The organism is Acetobacter aceti, from assembly GCF_002005445.1.
GTDB classification, from domain to species: domain Bacteria; phylum Pseudomonadota; class Alphaproteobacteria; order Acetobacterales; family Acetobacteraceae; genus Acetobacter; species Acetobacter aceti_B.
Map to the genome: position 1 here is coordinate 1,104,576 of NZ_CP014692.1, position 16,305 is coordinate 1,120,880.

Below are 16,305 nucleotides of genomic sequence, written 5' to 3' on the forward strand. Positions count from 1 at the left end.
CCGGCCGTCTATCCATCTCTGCCTTCTTCGCGGACCAGTGACTGCATGATTTCCTTCCTCCGCCGCTTTGTTGTTGAATCCTGGCTTGGTCGTGTCCTCGCCATCGTCATCTTTCTGGCCTTCGTGGGCTGGGGTGTGGGCGATGTGCTGACCAACATGGCCGACGATCCCGCCATCGTCGCCAAGGTCGGTTCCCAGAAGATCACCACCCATGACTTCGCGGCGGCCCTGCAGGCGGAAATGCCGCGCATCGCCCAGCAGATGGGGATGCCGGATGTGGCGCATATTCCCGCCAACGTCCGTCAGCCTATGGCGAATGAAATCCTGCAGCGGCTGATCGGTCAGGCGCAGGTGCTGGCGGCGGCGCGTGATTACGGCATTCAGGTGCCCGATGCCGCCGTAAGAGACGAGATTTTCGCCATGCCCTATTTTCAGGGCAGGAATGGTCAGTTCGATCGCCAGAAATTCAATGCGATGCTCGCCAATGCCGGGATGACCGAACAGCGTCTGATCGGGCTGGTGCGGGATGACCTGACTGCGCGTGCCGTGATGGAGCCGCTGTCTACCGGCGCTCATGTGCCCGATCTGGTGGTGAACCGCACGTATGGCTTCGAGACCGTGACCCGTGTTCTGGACGTGCTGCGTATTCCTTTCTCATCCCAGGCCGAACCCGCTACACCGGACGAGGCGACTCTGAAGCGGTTTTACGATAATCACCCGTGGATGTTCCAAAGCCCGGAATATCGCCACGCCCGGATCGTGGTGCTCTCTCCTGAAACTGTCGCTACTCAGTCACCTGCGACGGACGAAGAGCTGCATCAGCTTTATGACGCCCGGAAGGACCACTTCAACCAGCCTGAACTGCGCAGTGTCCAGCTTGTGACGTCCTCCGATCAGGCGGCGGCGCAGGCCGTGCAGACCCTCTGGAAAGGGGGGGGTGACTGGACTCAGATTCAGGCCGCCGCCAAAAACAGCGCCGCGGTGGAATTCAACGATGCGCGCCCAAGCGTGCTGCCATCCGCCACTCTCCAGAAGCTTGTTTTCGGGGCGCGGCAGGGAAGCATTCAGGGACCGGAAAAGACCGACACCGGATGGATCGTGTTCCGTGTGACGAAAGTGACGCCGCCGCACTCTGAAAGTTTTGACGACGCGAAGTCGACGCTGCGGGATGAAATCGCAAAGGCGAAGGGTCCGGCGATGATCAGCGCCAGTGTGCCCAAACTTCAGGACGCGCTGGCTGGCGGAGGGATGGACACCATTCCGACCGGTCTCGGGGTTACCCCGGCCGCAGGTTTTCTCGATGCGAAAGGTATGACCAAAGACGGGACACCCGCTCCGCTTCCGGCCTCTGGCGAACTGCGTGACGACATCGTCGCACGGGTGTTCGAGCAGGCCAAAGGCGCCGCGCCTCAGCTGATCGAGGCGAAGGCTCAGCCGCAGCAGGGCCAGCCGCCTGCTTCTCTCGGCTGGTATGCCGTGTCCGTCGATGAGATCACGCCGAGCCAGCCCCAGCCTTATGACGCTGTGAAAGACAAGGTGCTGGCTGCATGGAAAGAACAGGCGCGTCACCACGAAGCTGATGAGAAGGCCACGGCGCTCTATGTTGCTGCTGGTCAGAAGGGTGACGTGGCGGCCGTCGCACCCGTCGGCAGTGATCTGCAGAAGAATGTGATGATCTCGCGTGCCCGTCCGGTCGAGACGCTGCCGCGTGACCTGATGGGCATCGCTCTCCGGATGCCTGTGGGACGCAGCGTCATGGTCGAGGATGATAAAGGCTTTGTGGTCGCAACGGTCACCGCCGTGCAGCATCCTGATCCGAAGGCGGATACGATCGGCATCGGGCGAGTGCGGGATGGTATGACTGAGTCGCTGTCGTCCGACATGACTGCCGCGTTCATTCAGAGCCTCAGCGAGCGTTACAAGGCCAAAATCATTGCCGCCGGCGCGCGTGCCGCAATGACCCAGGCCGGTTTTGGGGATGGTTCGTGATGCGGCTCGCCACTCTTGATTCTCCCTCTCGCCCGGCCTGTGAAGCGGCCTGGGCGCGCGGTGAAAGCAGCGTTGTTTTCGCCGTTGACGCTGCTGACCTGCTGACACCGGTCGCCGCCTATATGCGGCTTGCGGCCATGGACGGGACGGACGGGCGGAACACGCTGCTGCTGGAGTCGGTCGAAGGTGGCGCAAGCCGGGGACGCTATTCCGTCATTGCCCTGAAGCCGGATCTGCTGTGGCGCTGTCATGACGGCAAGGCGGCGATCAACCGGAATGCGATGACCGATGCTGACGCATATGAACCGGTTTCCGAAGCGCCTCTGGACAGCCTGCGCAGGCTGGTCAATGAAAGCCGCCTGCAACTCGATGACAGGCTGCCTCCAATGACGGCCGGGGTGTTCGGCTATCTGGGCTATGACATGGTGCGTCAGATGGAGCGCATGCCCAATGCGCCGGTGGATGACCTCGGTCTGCCCGAAGCCATTCTCATGCGTCCGGGGCTGTTCGCGATTTTTGATACGGTCACGGATGAACTGATCCTTGCTGCGCCCATCCGGCCTCGTGCCGACGACCATCCGGGTGCAGCCTTTGATCGCGCCCGCAAACTGATCCACGAAGCGCAGGCCTGTCTCGCCGCACCGCTGACCGTTCCACAGGAGCCGATGGTTGAGGCGCTTGAACCGCCGCGTTCTACTTACACAGAGGCGGAATTCGAAGATGTGGTCAGGCGTATTCAGGACTATATCGCCGCTGGAGATGCGTTTCAGGTCGTCCCGAGCCAGCGTTTCTCGACGCCATTCGGCCTGTCCTCACTCGCGCTCTATCGCTCCCTGCGCCGGATCAATCCCGCGCCGTTCCTGTTCCACCTGAATCTCGGCGGTTTCTCTCTCGTCGGGTCGTCTCCGGAAATTCTTGTGCGTCTGCGTGACGGCAGGATGACGGTGCGTCCGCTTGCCGGAACCCGTCCGCGTGGCGCGGATGCGGAAGAGGACAGGCGTCTGGAGGAAGAACTTCTGGCTGACGAGAAGGAACGCGCCGAGCATCTCATGCTCATTGATCTGGGACGTAACGATGTCGGCCGTGTCAGCATCACCGGGTCGGTGAAGGTGACGGAGAAGTTCATCATCGAACGGTTCAGTCATGTCATGCATATTTCCTCGAACGTCGAGGGGATGCTCAAGCCGGGGCTGGATGCGCTTGATGCTCTCGTCGCCGCTTTTCCGGCAGGCACGCTGACGGGCGCTCCCAAGATTCGTGCGATGGAGATCATCGACGAGGTGGAGCGGACCCGTCGTGCGACCTATGCCGGGTGCATCGGGTATTTCGGTGCGGGTGGTGACATGGATACCTGCATCGGTCTGCGCATGGCGGTCGTGAAAGACGGCATGATGTATGTGCAGGCAGGTTGTGGCGTCGTGGCTGACAGCGTGCCGTCGCTGGAGCGCGCTGAAACAGAGCACAAGGCGAGGGCCCTGTTCCGTGCGGCTGAGGAGGCTGTCCGGATGGCGGCTCGAAACTGATAGGGGTCTTGGAGAGGGGGATTCCCTGAAGCTTTTTGAAAAAAGCTTCAGCAAAAACTTCTTTTCCGTTCGGGTGAGGTTTTTTGAAACTCTCTGATAAATATGTATATTTTCAAGAATTATTGAAGAGTTTCCCGCCTTCAGATTCAAGACAAATCGGGATCAAAGGGACCACGTCCCTTTGTAGGGTCCGGGGCAAAGCCCCATAACCTGTTGCTTCAGCCTGCGCACCACCCGGCCGTTAATTTTCAGCCCCGGATGGCTGAAATTCCAGAATTTCCACCTCATCACCGACGGAGATCATGCCTGTGTGCTCCACAAGCGCATTCTGGCCGAACATCACGCCATCTTTCTGTTTTCTGAAGCGGGCGAGGGTGGCCAAAGGCTCTTTCCTGTTGGGGATATTTCCGGTGTTCTGATCAACGGTTGTCATCGCACAGCGGGAGCAGGGCTTCACCAGACTCAATTCCGTGTCGCCAATCCGGATTCTGGCCCAACTGTCCTCTTCCCACGCTTTTGCACCGGACACGACAAGATTGGGACGAAAACGATCCATCGGAACGGGCGCGTCCAGACGACGGTTCAGATCGTCCAGCGAGGCGAGCGTCGTGACCAGAACAGGGAACCCGTCGGAAAACGAATTGGTAAAGGCATGCCCGTTCCACTGGCAGGGACGAGCGCTTTCCGGGCGCGGCATGTAAACCAGACGACAGGATAGACCGATAATCTCCGAAATCCACTGCGCGGCTTCATCGCCTGCATCGAGGGCTGGGACTGTATCCTTCCATACCGTGACCATGACAGAGTGCGCCTGATCGGAAGGGTGTTTTACCACCAGATCCGGTCTGCTGCTGTGTGTCAGGCAGAGGCCTTCTGTCGTGACCGAGACGTGCAGTGTCGCCATCACCGGGTATGTGCGCTGGGTGATGAATTGTCCTGCGTTATCAACGATCAACCACCGTCGGTCGTTTTCCGGTCCCCATGGCCGGAGCGAGAGTTCCGTCATTGAAAGACCATGCAGGCTTTTCACGGGATAGATGTGAAGCGAGCGTAGGATCAGTCTCATGAGACACCTTCAAGAAATTTCAGAAGTGCAATGATCGCCCATGTCACAAAACTATCACTGAATCTTTCTGAGACGGTTTGGCTAGAAGAGCACCAGTTTTCCTTACTGAGTGGTAAATACATGTCAGACACAACAGCCGATGCCATACCCGCTGGGCGGCCGGATATGGAGGGTGGCGAACACCCTGCCTTCCGGATGCTCTTTCTGGGTATCGTTTTCGTTGCCTTGGGTTTCGTGGGTTACAGCGTTCTGTCAGATCTTCATGCCGCAGGTGGCCAGGGTGTCGCCATCGGCGCGTTTGTTCTTCTGGGTCTTGCTCTGTTCATTGCCCTTGGATTTGAATTTGTAAATGGCTTCCATGACACAGCCAATGCTGTGGCCACAGTCATTTATACAAACAGTCTGCCGCCTCTGGTCGCCGTCGTCTGGTCCGGCATGTGGAACCTGCTCGGTGTTCTCGTCTCCTCCGGCGCGGTCGCCTACAGCATCGTCTCGCTGCTGCCGGTCGAACTGATCCTTCAGGTCGGAAGCGGGGCGGGTCATGCGATGATCTTCGCCCTTCTGCTTGCCGCGATCATCTGGAATCTGGCGACATGGGCGATGGGTATTCCCAACTCCTCATCCCATGCCCTGATCGGATCGATCATGGGCGTCGGTATCGCCAACCAGCTTCTGGCTCCGCATGGCATCGCCACGCAGGGCGTGGACTGGGCGCAGGTCACCAAGGTGTTCAAATCCCTGCTGTTCAGCCCGATCTGTGGTTTCGCCATGTCGGCAGCCCTGCTGGTTCTGATGAAAGCCACAATCCGCAATCGCAAGCTTTACGAAGCCCCCAAGGGCGATCAGCCGCCGCCATGGTGGATCCGTGGTCTGCTGATCGGCACCTGCACCGGCGTATCCTTTTTTCATGGTGGTAACGATGGCCAGAAAGGCATGGGTCTGATCATGCTGATCCTGATCGGCGCAGCGCCAACGGCTTATGCCCTGAACCGCGCCATGCCGGACAGCATGACACCGGGCTTCGTGCAGTCCGCTGATTATGCCGTGGGTGCTTTCCGCGCCCATACGGATGGAGCCGCCGCTCCGACTGTTGAAGACGCCCGTACCATTGTGAGCGATGCTCTTCGTGACCGTAATGTTTCCGGTCCAAAAGTCTGGTCAGCGCTGGCAGTTCTGTCTGACTCCGTTTCCTCGGCTGTAAAAAGCTACGGTTCGCTGCGCAGCATGCCGTCCGCCTCCGTCTCCAATGTCCGCACGGACATGTATCTGACCTCCGACGCCATCCGGACCATGAAGGGTGGAGATACGTTCACCGCCGATGAAAATGGCCGCTTCAAGAAGTTCATGCAGGCTCTGAATGACGGCACACGCTTTATTCCCATCTGGGTGAAGATCGCTGTCGCTGTGGCTCTGGGTCTTGGAACCATGGTCGGCTGGAAGCGCATTGTCATCACGGTTGGTGAGAAGATCGGCAAGACACATCTGACCTATGCTCAGGGTGCTGCTGCTGAAATCGTGGCCATGGGCACGATCGGTCTTGCCGAAGGCTATGGCATGCCGGTGTCCACAACCCACATCCTCTCTGGTGGTGTCGCCGGAACAATGGCGGCCAATGGCTCGGGTCTCCAGTGGTCCACCCTCAGGACGATGGCGCTCGCATGGGTCATCACCCTGCCGGCAGCCATGATGATCAGTGGCGTTCTCTACATCCTGCTGCGTCAGGTTTTCTGACTGGTATGAAACGGGACGTTCTGTCCCGTCTTATCAGAGCCGTCATTCTGGGAGGTCTGTCCTTCTTCCGGCTGGCGGCTCCGGCACTGGCGGCGGACAATCCTCCGGTCACCGACGTTCTTCCTTCCGGTGTTCCGCTTCCTTTTCCAAGCACAGCCCCCGACAGCACGCCTCAGGGATGGGATACAACCCTGCTTGGCGATCCTTCCGGTGTCCGCTCCCGGCTCAGGGCTCATGGTGTTCGCCTGCATCTTCAGGATGTGGAAGAGCTATGGGGTATCGCTTCCGGCGGCCTCTCGCGTGGCGCGACCTATAACGGCGCAACAATCGCTACTCTCAACCTCGATACGGCGCCTCTATCCGGTTGGCATGACGGGCTGTTCAACATCAGCGCCATCCAGCTTCGGGGACGTTCCGCTACGGCTGACCGCGTCGGCGCGATCAACACACTGAGCGGTTATGATGCCAGTGGCCGAAATACCCGCCTGTTCGAGCTCTGGTATGGTCAGGGCTTCTGGAACAACCGGCTTGATATCCGGCTTGGGGAGATTGATCCCGACACGGAGTTCCTTGTCAGCGACAATGCCTCCCTGTTCCTGAATGCGGACTTCGGCTGGCCCGGCGTTCCATCGGCCAACCTCTACGGAGGCGGCCCATCATGGCCAATGTCGGTGCCGGGTATCCGCGCGCGCATCATACCTACCTATCCAGTCAGTATTCTTGTCGGTGTAATGGACGACAATCCGACCGGAGGTCCGTTCTTCAGCGGGCAGTCCGTGCTGGATATGAACCCCTCCGGCACGCGGTTCAGCTTCGCGACAGGTGTGCTCGCCATGGCGGAGGTGGATCTTTCTGTCGATGCGGCTGCATTCATTGATGCGCCGACAGGCGCGTTGCCGGGTGTGTGGAAACTGGGCGGATTCTACGACAGCGGCGCGTTTCCGGATCGCCGTTACGATACGCAGGGCCATCTGCTTGCGGCGAGCGATTCAAACGGTCAGCCGCTGATGCATCATGGTAACTGGATGGTTTACGGTATTGTCGATCAGACCTTCTGGAATCCCGATGGAGACGCGCCAAAGGCGGCCAGTATCTTCACCAGAGTCATGGGAACAGGTGGAAAGCAGAACAGTCTGTCCTTTGGAATACAGGCCGGTTTTACGTTTCACGGCATTGTGCCCTGGCGATCGGACGATGTGCTGGGATTGGCATGGGGAATGAGCAATTCCGGTAACCGGGCGTGGAATTTCAACCAGGACAGTCTGCGGGAGGGAGGTGACGGCATTCTTCCACTTCAGGCAGAGCATCATGTAGAGGTGACCTGGCAGGCTCCGGTCTGGAACGGCATTAACGTGCAGCCTGACTTTCAATATATTCATCATGTAGGCGGTGGAATTCTCAATACTTCGACCGGACGCCGTGTTGGCGACGCCGCAGTGTTTGGTCTGAACATGACAACCAGTTTCTGATTATTTGTGTATTTTCTATTAAATATCTTAATATTCATCAGAAGCATCATGACCGGATAGGGAATTTCTGCCACATCATGGATCATGAAACTTTCCGGATCATCTTGATGATATCGAAATATCAAGAGCAGGAGAAACTGTGGTGAGCGAAGAACGAACAGCCTTGTCTGCTGCCGAGGAGCGGCTTCGCACACGCGAGGAGATTCTCGACGATATTGACGAAGAGTTTGAGCTTGAACTCGACGACCGGCGTTTTGAGGGAGAGGCTGTAGAAGGCGGCTCTTTCCGTCGGACCTATTTTCGTGAACTTCTGCGCATGCAGGGCGAACTCGTCAAATTGCAGGACTGGGTGCAGGAAACCGGGTACCGTCTTGTCGTGCTGTTTGAAGGCCGCGATTCCGCTGGCAAGGGCGGCGCCATCAAGCGCATCACCCAGCGTCTGAATCCGCGTATCTGCCGGGTCGCCGCTCTCTCGGCACCGACGGAACGTGAGCGCACGCAGTGGTATTTCCAGCGTTATGTCAGCCATCTGCCTTCTGCGGGTGAGATCGTTCTGTTTGATCGCAGCTGGTATAACCGGGCCGGCGTCGAGCGCGTCATGGGATTCTGCACTGACGAGCAGTATGAAGAGTTTTACCGCTCTGTACCGGAATTTGAGCGCATGCTCGTCAGAAGCGGTATCAAGCTTGTGAAATACTGGTTCTCGATTACGGACGATGAGCAGGAGCGCCGTTTCCACGCGCGTATTCAGGATCCTCTGAAGCAGTGGAAACTCAGCCCGATGGATCTTCAGAGCCGTATCCGGTGGGAAGATTATACCCGCGCCAAGGAAGAGATGCTTGAGCGTTCAAGCATTGAGGAAGCTCCCTGGTGGGTCGTGCAGGCAGTGGACAAGAAAAAAGCCCGTCTGAACTGCATCAGTCACCTGCTGTCACAGGTTCCCTACGAAGCTGTCGAGCGTCCGCTGGCTGAACTGCCGCCGCGTAAATTCAGCCCGGATTATGAGCGTCAGCCTACGCCAGAATCGCTGATCGTGCCGGAAGTTTACTGAGTATGAGAGGGGAGAGGCAGACATTGTCTCTCCCCGCTTTCAAGGCCGTGCTTGCCGAAACTGTATTCAGACAGCCGGGGGTGACTCAACAACTGGAGTCGCCGCAGGTGTGGGGGTGTTGAATGGCGCCGCGGATTTAGCCTTGTGGCCCATCGCCTTGCTGACGAGTGTGACCAGCAGACCTGTCGCAGCGACACTCACCGCTATGATCAGGCTGGCGGCAGGCATCTGGCGTTTCTGAAAATCCGGTGTCATTCCTTGCATGAGCTTGTCCTCCATGCGGATTGTGCGGTTTTGAAGCCGCTTATGTGTGCAGCCTGGCTTTCAGGAATTCGACGCTTCGTTTCCACGCCAGATGATTGGCGTCGGCATTGAAGCTGGAACGGTCCCTGTTGCCAAAACCGTGCCCTGCATCATCGTAAACGTATAGCTCGACTTCCGGATGCGTCTCTCTGATGGTTTTTACGTCCTGATGGGGAATGGACGTGTCTTCTACGCCGAAATGCAGTTGCACGGGACAATGAGGCGTGGCGTCCCTATGGGCGGCAATGCCACCACCATACCAGCTTACCGCTGCCGCCAGATCGTGCGTGTGAGTCGCAGCATCCCAGGCCAGGGTGCCGCCCCAGCAGTAACCGATAATTCCCACCTTGCGATGCGGTGCATGGTGCCGGAAATGCTTCGCACAGGCCTGAAGGTCGGCGAGTGTATCAGACAGAGGGATTTCACTCCGCAGTTTAAGACCTTCCTTAACGTCTTCAGGGCTGTATCCCAGTTCCACATTCCGTTGTACGCGATCGAAAACAGCCGGAGCGAGCACCGTAAAACCGGCTGCGGCAAACTCGTCCGCCACATTTCGGATGTTATGGTTCACACCGAAAATTTCCTGCACGACGATCAGGGCGTATGGCGCGTCCTGTGCTCCGGCTTGCCAGGCTGAAAATTCGTGACCGTCGGCGGCGGTCAGGGTAATGGTCGAACTCATGGCGTGGATCCTCCCGACAGAAAAGCGTTGCCGTCTGTCCGTGATCCTGAACCGATGTGGGCGGCTGTCAATGTCAGAGCGAAGTCATGAGATCTGCATCCTGAACACGACAGTCCGGATGCGCTCAGACACCTGAGACACATGCCGGACTTGAAGTGGGTTTGTTATGGCTGGATCAGGCTTGCGTTGAGGTAAGATGGAACATTCTGCGGCGTTTTATAAACATCGTATCGGACGTTGAACGCATCGGCATTGCGGGTTGAACCCAGAAGAGAGGAAAGGCCCTCGGTTCTTTTGTAGATCTCGCGGTTATCTTCAATGGTCAGCAGATGCGTGCCCTTGAGAAGCTTTGTATAGCTTGCAGGGGGGAGACCCACCCGGGCAGACATGATGGCGACGGCGTCATTGCGTGTTTTCGGATCCCTGATGTAGGCCACGACCCGCTCCCATACTGAAATGAGCCGCTTCCATTCCTCTTTGTGTTCTTTCAGGCTTTCCGGGCTGACAGCCAGAACATCATAGATAAGGCCGGGAGCTTCCCGGGATGTGAAAATCGGTCTCGAACCCGGAACCTCGCGAAGAGCCTGTCCAGAACTGGGTTGCCAGGCGGCAATGGCCGCGACCGAGCCCGAAGCAAGAACCTGCGGTGTTTCATTGGTTTTTGTATTCACCAACGTCACGTCTTTTTCTGAAAGACCGACCTGCTTGAGGGCAGTCAGAAGCATGAGATGATCAACAAGCCCGGTTTCCACAGCAATCTTCTTTCCCTTCAGTTCGGTGAGGGAATTGATACCGGGGACTGCGACGATCATGTCATTGCCGTCGGAGTAATCATTGACCAGAATGATGATGCTTTTTCGACCGGAGGCGCCCGTCACAAGCATATCACCATTGGTTGCGCTTACGGCATCGAGCTTTCCTGCTGTGTAGGCGTCCAGTGATGCGCTATAGTCAAACCACTGGAAATTGACGTCGACACCCGCCTCCTTGAACCAGTTTTTCTCAATGGCAATCTGCCAGGCCACAAAGCCGGGCCAGTCACTGAAACCGATCTGCAAGGGAGCGGCCTGAGCCGAGCCCAGAGTGGCAAGGGACAGGCTGACGGCCAGAACGAGACGTTTAAGTCCGGATCGTAATTTCATGAGAACTCCTTGTGTGGATATGAAGGGTTACGTGAAACTTTGTATTGGAAAACCATGCTTCAGGAGGTTTTCTGCATCTCCTTTCCCGCTGTTCTTGAAATGATGACGTTCACGATCAGTGATGCCGCAGTGCCGTCAGGCGTCTCTGCGCGGGTGATCATGTAAATCGGGTAACGAGGGAGAATATCCTCGGGCAGGAGGGGAACAAGTTGCCCCGTCAGAACATCACTGGCCGCAAAATCTGTCGGTAGAAAACCGATCCCCACACCAAGGCGGATCAGTCTTCGCGCCTCGCTCAGTGTGTCTGCCTGTCCCCCAATATGACGGCCAAGTCCATGACATTTGCGAAATGCGAGTAATTCCTGAGGTTCGTCGCTTCCAGTCAGAACAAAATTATATTTTGAGAACATATGAGGTTTATATTGAATGGTATCCGAAGAGCCGGATTTCAGTTCCTGAAGAATCCGGGAAGAGGCATGGCAATAAAGTTGCTGCTCCTCTCGTCCGATGGAGACATAGCGGAGTGTATCGCGTGGGGCGTTATCACAGCTTATGCCTATGTCAGCATCTCCCCTGACGACAGCCTCGATTGTATCCCGCCATGGCGCAACGTCGATGTGGAGAGAAACAGAAGGATATATTTTATGAAACATGATTATGGCGTCATCGACAGCGCTGATTCCAAGATCAGCAATCATGCTGAGTCTCAGGGTGCCCTCAATACAACCGGCCGCCGCCGCCGCATGTTGGGGAATTGCCATGACACAACCCGCCATGTCCCGGCAGAGTTCAAAAACAACTTTCCCCGATGGCGTCAGCTCTATTCCACGACTTGATCTGGAGCAGAGAGTGAAACCGATATGGTTTTCAAATCGTTTGAGGGATGCGCTCAGGCTTGGTTGTTGTCGTGCGGTCGCCCGGGCTGCGGCGCCTATGCCTCCATATTCAACAATAGCCAGAAAATCCCGGCAGAGATTCCAGTCAACTTTACGGATGAAAGCCTTGAGAGCCTGTTCTGCAGGAGTGGTGGCGTTTTGTGTTTTCACTTTCATCCCATTACAATTTGAAAAGAATGCTACCTGTAGAAAAAATGAAAGGAGTGCCGCGTACTAGGAATTCGGATGGCGTGATTCTTGCCCAAACGAGGAAAGAGCCAGTGATGATTCTGGTAAAACCAGCGTCCCATCCGCAAGGCGTTGTTTCAGGTAGGTAAATATCTGGGCCGTCTGTGCAAAAAGATGTTCGCCGGCAACAAGGCTTTGTGTCGGGAGAGCCGGATTTTCCCGGCCAGGCAGAGGCTGAACCCGCACATCATAGTCCAGAGAGAAAAACAGGGGAAAGGAATAGCGCTCTTCTTTTACTTTGCGAACACGATGGGATGTAGCAATGAATTCTCCGCCACTGAGAAGTTCCAGCATATCACCGATATTGACGATAAAAGCATTTTCGATTGGAGGGGCGTCAATCCATTCACCCTGACCATTCATGACCTCCAGCCCGGGAGCCGTTGCGCGAAGTAATGTGAAGCACTCGAAGTCAGTATGCGCCCCAATGCCTGCGACATCATGGGCTGTCGGGTCATAAGGATAATGGATCAGGCGCAACTGGCTGGGGGGCTTGGTGAGGCTGGCTTCAAAGGCATCGGCGCTCAATCCCAGAGCGACTGCAAAGGCTGACATCAGCTGACGACCGACATTGAAAACAGCGTTGTAATAGTCTGTTATTATTTCACGAAACTGTGGAATGGCTGGCCATTGATTTGGCCCGATGAGTGGATTTCCCGCAATATAATCTGGATCGTCAGAGGGGAGATCCAACGAGAGGTCAAACGCTTCTTTCAGATCTTTGCTGCCACCGGAGAAAACTTCCTCACCTTGCGGAACGTAGCCGCGATGGTTCGAGGATTTGCCAATATAAAGAGACATTTTTTCTTCGATGGGGAGATCAAAGAAAGTCTTTGTTTCACGTAGCATATTGGCGAACAGGGAGGGCTCCATGCCGTGACCTGTGATATACATGAAACCTATGGTTCTTGCAGCATGACCGAGGTTTTCAACGACAGTCTGTTTCTGTCCTGCGTTGCCGGACAGTCCCGAGATATCGATGACAGGTATCGCCGTGAAATGACTGTTCATCGACCGTTTCCTTCTGTGTTTACTCGACGCCATCTGCGCATCAGGTTTTTTCCATTTGGTGCGACATCGGAAATTGTGACGAGACTTTCGCCTGACAGATCAAACTGAAATGGTGTGCCGGTTTTCCAGGGAAGCGTTGAGTTGTGGATGATCAATGGCCCACCGGGCTCGGTGATCCTGCCAAAGGAAATTTCGCAATCGATCAACAGGCGCGCCTCTTCCTCACTCGCAGTATGGCTGATGGCATCGTGCAGGGTCGTCCCGGCAGGAAGAGAAGCGGACCGATCTCGTGCGAACATGAAGTCACGTCCCACCATGAGAAAAGCAGCCCTGCATCCCGTTGTGGCATCCTCAAGCTGAAAATTGAGCGGGACAGACGATGTGAAGCCTTTTTCGCGATGCCAGTGTTCAGTATAGGGCAGATCTCTGCCTGTCTCTATCAATGTCGCATTCTGCCAATGAAGGAACCCGGCATCGGCCTGATTTTGAGTGGGTTGGTAATCAATCACCCGAACCCATTCGTAAGCATCGGCGTTCGTTTGCAGATGGCCGGCAAAACCCTCCTGACGAGACAGGGCGAGGCAGTCGAGCCGCGTCAGGTCGTTGCGACATTTTGCATCTGGAAAACAGGGCAGGGAGGCTGGCTGCCTGAGGTCTATAAAATGACTTTTTCCCTGTAGCCAGAAAACTTTTGTGCTGTTGTCTCGGCTGCCATCGGCCCATTCAATGAGGCTCCGTGTCCATAATCCAGCGAGATCAGGGATGGCGATATGTGGTCTGGTGATTTCTCGACAAACCATTGGGTTCTCTTGTCCGGGTGTCAGTCCTTGAATGTCTTTTCACACGAATCATAATGGAACCGTAACGTATAAACGGTCAATATTTTCCATAGATATGATCTATGGGGGCTGACTTGCTTATCCAGGGTTTTGAGTAGAACAATGGCTTTTCTGGTGGAAAACAGGACAATTGTTGTATTTGAATATTAAATTGATTGTTTGTAATAATTATTGTATATAAATAATATTTTTATTTTGTGGTGCTGTTTGTGTATTGTTCTGTGATAAATTAAAAATCAAAGCAAACCATGTAGATCAGGACTACTTTCTCTCGAAGGAGTAATTGAAAAATCTGAGCTATCACGATGCAACCCTGCATACCAATCTGATAGCTCACAAATTTCCCAATCTCACGACGGCTATATACCGCCCATTGCACCAGACCAGTGGTGAGGCTGTCTGTTCAGCCAGTTCGTGAAATCTAAGGCCGGAAGAGTCGGCTTTGCCATAATGTTAATGACAGAAGCCGAGAACCTTCTTCCGGTGATGAGTTCCGGGTTTAAACCCCGCAAAGCATGGGAATGCTGGTCTCCCTCTCATTGGAGTTACTGATTTTAAAATGATTTGTGAGGCTTTCTAACTGCTTCGCCTGATTATCCAGATGATTTGATGCGTTTGTACATTGTGTTGCCATTGCTGCATTCTTCTGGGTCATGTGATCAAGTTTACCTATGGCGTCATTGATCTGGGCCAGACCGTCAGCCTGCTCCTGAGCCCCCGTGGCGATGCCGGACATCAACTCATCCATATGCGACATCTCGGTCACGATCGCCCGCAAGGCTTTGCCAGCGGTGCCGACCAGATCAACGCCACGTTGAACCTGAACATCGGAACTGGAGATCAGATCCCTGATCTGCTTCGATGCATCAGCAGAGCGTTTTGCCAGCAAACGCACTTCGGATGCCACGACGGAAAAACCCACGCCCGCTTCGCCTGCGCGGGCCGCCTCAACGGCAGCATTCAGCGACAGCATATTGGTGAGGAAGGCAATATCATCAATCATGCCCACGATCTGCGAAATTGATTCCGAGGTGTTCCTGATCTGCTCCATCGCTGTCACCGCATTATTCACAACTTCTCCAGACCGGGTTGCATTGGTCCGGACATTGGAAGCCAGAACTGACGCGTTTTTCGCCCCATGGGCGCTCCGTGTCACGGCATCCGTAAGTTTGTTGAGGCGGGAAGCTGTTTCCTCAAGACTGATAGCCTGAGTTTCCGTGCGATGCGCCAGATCACTGGACGCGGTGGTAATTTCGTCCGCTCCCTTTCCGACTGTCTTAACGGAAGTTGAAATCGTGTTTATCGTTTGGTCAAGATTCTGAATGGCTGTATTGAAGTCGTTACGCAACCCCTCATATGTGGGGTCGATCTGTGTCGTAAGGCGATAGTTGAGCGTATTGTTTGCCAGCTTCTTCAGGCCGTTCTCAATTTCATTAATTGCATGAACGCGTCGGGTAATATCAGTGGCAAACTTGACGACCTTTATGATGCGCCCTTTCCGATCGAAAATCGGATTGTAGGATGCCTGAAGCCAGACAACCTTGCCGTTTTTTCCGATTCGCTTGCACTCGGAAGAAACGAATTCACCAGTCCTCAGCGTGTCCCAGAAACCAGCATATTCCGACGACCGGACGACGTCGGGTTCTATGAACATGCTGTGATGATGCCCCTGTATTTCTGCGAGGTCATACGAAACGGCGTCGAGAAAGTTTTTATTCGCAGTTATGATCCTGCCATCAGGCAGAAATTCAATCATGGCCTGCACCCGCGAAAGCGCTTCGAGCTTTCCTTTGGACGCAGCAGCCTCCATGATCGTCTGGGTCACGACGGACGCCAGTTTTATGATCTTGTAAACATTGCCGGAGATGTCATGCACAGGTGAATAAGAGGCCTGTAGCCAGACTTCATCCCCCTTTTTTCCGATGCGGAGACACTCACCGGTTACAGATTCACCGCGTGAGAGCCTGTCCCAGAAAGAACGATAATCCGGACTGTGACCGTAATCCGATTCTACAAAAATCTTATGATGTCGGCCGATGATTTCTTCGGGCCTGTAGCTCATTGCATGACAAAAATTTGCATTCGCGTTCAGGATGTTTCCCTGGATATCAAATTCGATGACCGCAAAAGACTCTCGGAGCGCTGCCAGCGTGGCTTTCGAGTCCGCCCAGCCACCGGGCCATGATTTTAACATTCTGCCGTCCTCGAGATTATCAAATGCAAGTCAGTGTAATGTTCAAATAGATAATTTTTTATTGTCGGCTGTGGTTTTGTTTTTATTTTTAGACGTTACCGGGCGTCAAAGAGGTTATGTGCCACTGATAGTAAGCCTTGATTTAAATGAAAAAGATTATCGAGACCGGACCTGATGGTAA

13 protein-coding genes are annotated in these 16,305 nt (G+C 55.1%); 5 read left to right on the plus strand and 8 right to left on the minus strand.

Annotated elements, in window-relative coordinates; all coding sequences use genetic code 11:
* Nucleotides 1–45 precede the first annotated feature (45 nt).
* Nucleotides 46–1,989, plus strand: a complete 1,944-nt coding sequence (locus tag A0U92_RS05050; protein ID WP_077812280.1) for a peptidylprolyl isomerase — start codon at nucleotides 46–48, stop codon at nucleotides 1,987–1,989.
* Nucleotides 1,989–3,512 (plus strand): anthranilate synthase component I, encoded by a 1,524-nt coding sequence (trpE, locus tag A0U92_RS05055; RefSeq protein WP_077812281.1) that lies wholly within the window; start codon nucleotides 1,989–1,991, stop codon nucleotides 3,510–3,512. The genes A0U92_RS05050 and trpE overlap by 1 nt, the downstream gene beginning before the upstream one ends.
* Nucleotides 3,513–3,753: 241 nt before the next feature.
* Here the strand turns inward: trpE and A0U92_RS05060 are convergent, their stop codons facing one another.
* Nucleotides 3,754–4,578, minus strand: coding sequence for an MOSC domain-containing protein (locus A0U92_RS05060; protein WP_077812282.1), 825 nt, complete (start codon nucleotides 4,576–4,578; stop codon nucleotides 3,754–3,756).
* 120 nt (nucleotides 4,579–4,698) lie between these two features.
* Here A0U92_RS05060 and A0U92_RS05065 point away from each other — a divergent pair, with 120 nt between their 5' ends.
* The 3 genes from A0U92_RS05065 to ppk2 all read left to right on the plus strand — a co-directional run bounded on the left by A0U92_RS05065 (nucleotide 4,699) and on the right by ppk2 (nucleotide 8,829).
* Nucleotides 4,699–6,309 carry an inorganic phosphate transporter gene (locus A0U92_RS05065; RefSeq protein WP_077812283.1) on the plus strand — a complete coding sequence of 537 codons (1,611 nt, stop codon included), beginning with the start codon at nucleotides 4,699–4,701 and terminating at the stop codon, nucleotides 6,307–6,309.
* A 5-nt stretch (nucleotides 6,310–6,314) separates the two neighbouring features.
* Nucleotides 6,315–7,778, plus strand: coding sequence for a carbohydrate porin (locus A0U92_RS05070; protein WP_077812284.1), 1,464 nt, complete (start codon nucleotides 6,315–6,317; stop codon nucleotides 7,776–7,778).
* A gap of 142 nt (nucleotides 7,779–7,920) precedes the next feature.
* Nucleotides 7,921–8,829 (plus strand): polyphosphate kinase 2, encoded by a 909-nt coding sequence (gene ppk2, locus A0U92_RS05075; RefSeq protein ID WP_187668871.1) that lies wholly within the window; start codon nucleotides 7,921–7,923, stop codon nucleotides 8,827–8,829.
* 66 nt (nucleotides 8,830–8,895) lie between these two features.
* Here ppk2 and A0U92_RS05080 read toward each other — a convergent pair whose 3' ends face one another.
* The 7 genes from A0U92_RS05080 to A0U92_RS05110 all read right to left on the minus strand — a co-directional run bounded on the left by A0U92_RS05080 (nucleotide 8,896) and on the right by A0U92_RS05110 (nucleotide 16,124).
* Nucleotides 8,896–9,093 carry a hypothetical protein gene (locus tag A0U92_RS05080; RefSeq protein WP_149026379.1) on the minus strand — a complete coding sequence of 66 codons (198 nt, stop codon included), beginning with the start codon at nucleotides 9,091–9,093 and terminating at the stop codon, nucleotides 8,896–8,898.
* A gap of 40 nt (nucleotides 9,094–9,133) precedes the next feature.
* The gene (locus tag A0U92_RS05085) at nucleotides 9,134–9,814 is read right to left on the minus strand and encodes a dienelactone hydrolase family protein (RefSeq protein WP_077812287.1); all 681 of its coding nucleotides are present in this window, start codon (nucleotides 9,812–9,814) and stop codon (nucleotides 9,134–9,136) included.
* A 164-nt stretch (nucleotides 9,815–9,978) separates the two neighbouring features.
* Nucleotides 9,979–10,956: an ABC transporter substrate-binding protein gene (locus tag A0U92_RS05090; RefSeq protein WP_077812288.1), complete on the minus strand. Its 978-nt coding sequence runs from the start codon at nucleotides 10,954–10,956 to the stop codon at nucleotides 9,979–9,981.
* A gap of 59 nt (nucleotides 10,957–11,015) precedes the next feature.
* A complete protein-coding gene (locus A0U92_RS05095; protein WP_187668872.1) occupies nucleotides 11,016–12,002 on the minus strand; it encodes a LysR family transcriptional regulator in 987 nt (328 codons plus the stop codon).
* Nucleotides 12,003–12,065: 63 nt separating this feature from the next.
* Nucleotides 12,066–13,124 (minus strand): isopenicillin N synthase family dioxygenase, encoded by a 1,059-nt coding sequence (locus A0U92_RS05100; protein ID WP_236748276.1) that lies wholly within the window; start codon nucleotides 13,122–13,124, stop codon nucleotides 12,066–12,068.
* Nucleotides 13,088–13,891 carry a hypothetical protein gene (locus A0U92_RS05105; protein ID WP_236748277.1) on the minus strand — a complete coding sequence of 268 codons (804 nt, stop codon included), beginning with the start codon at nucleotides 13,889–13,891 and terminating at the stop codon, nucleotides 13,088–13,090. The genes A0U92_RS05100 and A0U92_RS05105 overlap by 37 nt, the downstream gene beginning before the upstream one ends.
* Before the next feature lie 538 nt (nucleotides 13,892–14,429).
* Nucleotides 14,430–16,124, minus strand: a complete 1,695-nt coding sequence (locus A0U92_RS05110; RefSeq protein WP_077812291.1) for a methyl-accepting chemotaxis protein — start codon at nucleotides 16,122–16,124, stop codon at nucleotides 14,430–14,432.
* Between the last annotated feature and the right edge of the window lie 181 nt (nucleotides 16,125–16,305).

Excerpts from the sequence above, each read along its gene's own strand:
- A0U92_RS05060 (WP_077812282.1), bottom strand. The coding sequence starts at position 4,578 with ATGAGACTGATCCTACGCTCGCTTCACATCTATCCCGTGAAAAGCCTG.
- A0U92_RS05070 (WP_077812284.1), top strand. The coding sequence starts at position 6,315 with ATGAAACGGGACGTTCTGTCCCGTCTTATCAGAGCCGTCATTCTGGGA.
- A0U92_RS05065 (WP_077812283.1), top strand. The coding sequence starts at position 4,699 with ATGTCAGACACAACAGCCGATGCCATACCCGCTGGGCGGCCGGATATG.
- A0U92_RS05090 (WP_077812288.1), bottom strand. The coding sequence starts at position 10,956 with ATGAAATTACGATCCGGACTTAAACGTCTCGTTCTGGCCGTCAGCCTG.
- A0U92_RS05100 (WP_236748276.1), bottom strand. The coding sequence starts at position 13,124 with ATGGCGTCGAGTAAACACAGAAGGAAACGGTCGATGAACAGTCATTTC.
- trpE (WP_077812281.1), top strand. The coding sequence starts at position 1,989 with ATGCGGCTCGCCACTCTTGATTCTCCCTCTCGCCCGGCCTGTGAAGCG.
- A0U92_RS05110 (WP_077812291.1), bottom strand. The coding sequence starts at position 16,124 with ATGTTAAAATCATGGCCCGGTGGCTGGGCGGACTCGAAAGCCACGCTG.
- A0U92_RS05050 (WP_077812280.1), top strand. The coding sequence starts at position 46 with ATGATTTCCTTCCTCCGCCGCTTTGTTGTTGAATCCTGGCTTGGTCGT.
- A0U92_RS05085 (WP_077812287.1), bottom strand. The coding sequence starts at position 9,814 with ATGAGTTCGACCATTACCCTGACCGCCGCCGACGGTCACGAATTTTCA.
- A0U92_RS05105 (WP_236748277.1), bottom strand. The coding sequence starts at position 13,891 with ATGGTTTGTCGAGAAATCACCAGACCACATATCGCCATCCCTGATCTC.
- A0U92_RS05080 (WP_149026379.1), bottom strand. The coding sequence starts at position 9,093 with ATGCAAGGAATGACACCGGATTTTCAGAAACGCCAGATGCCTGCCGCC.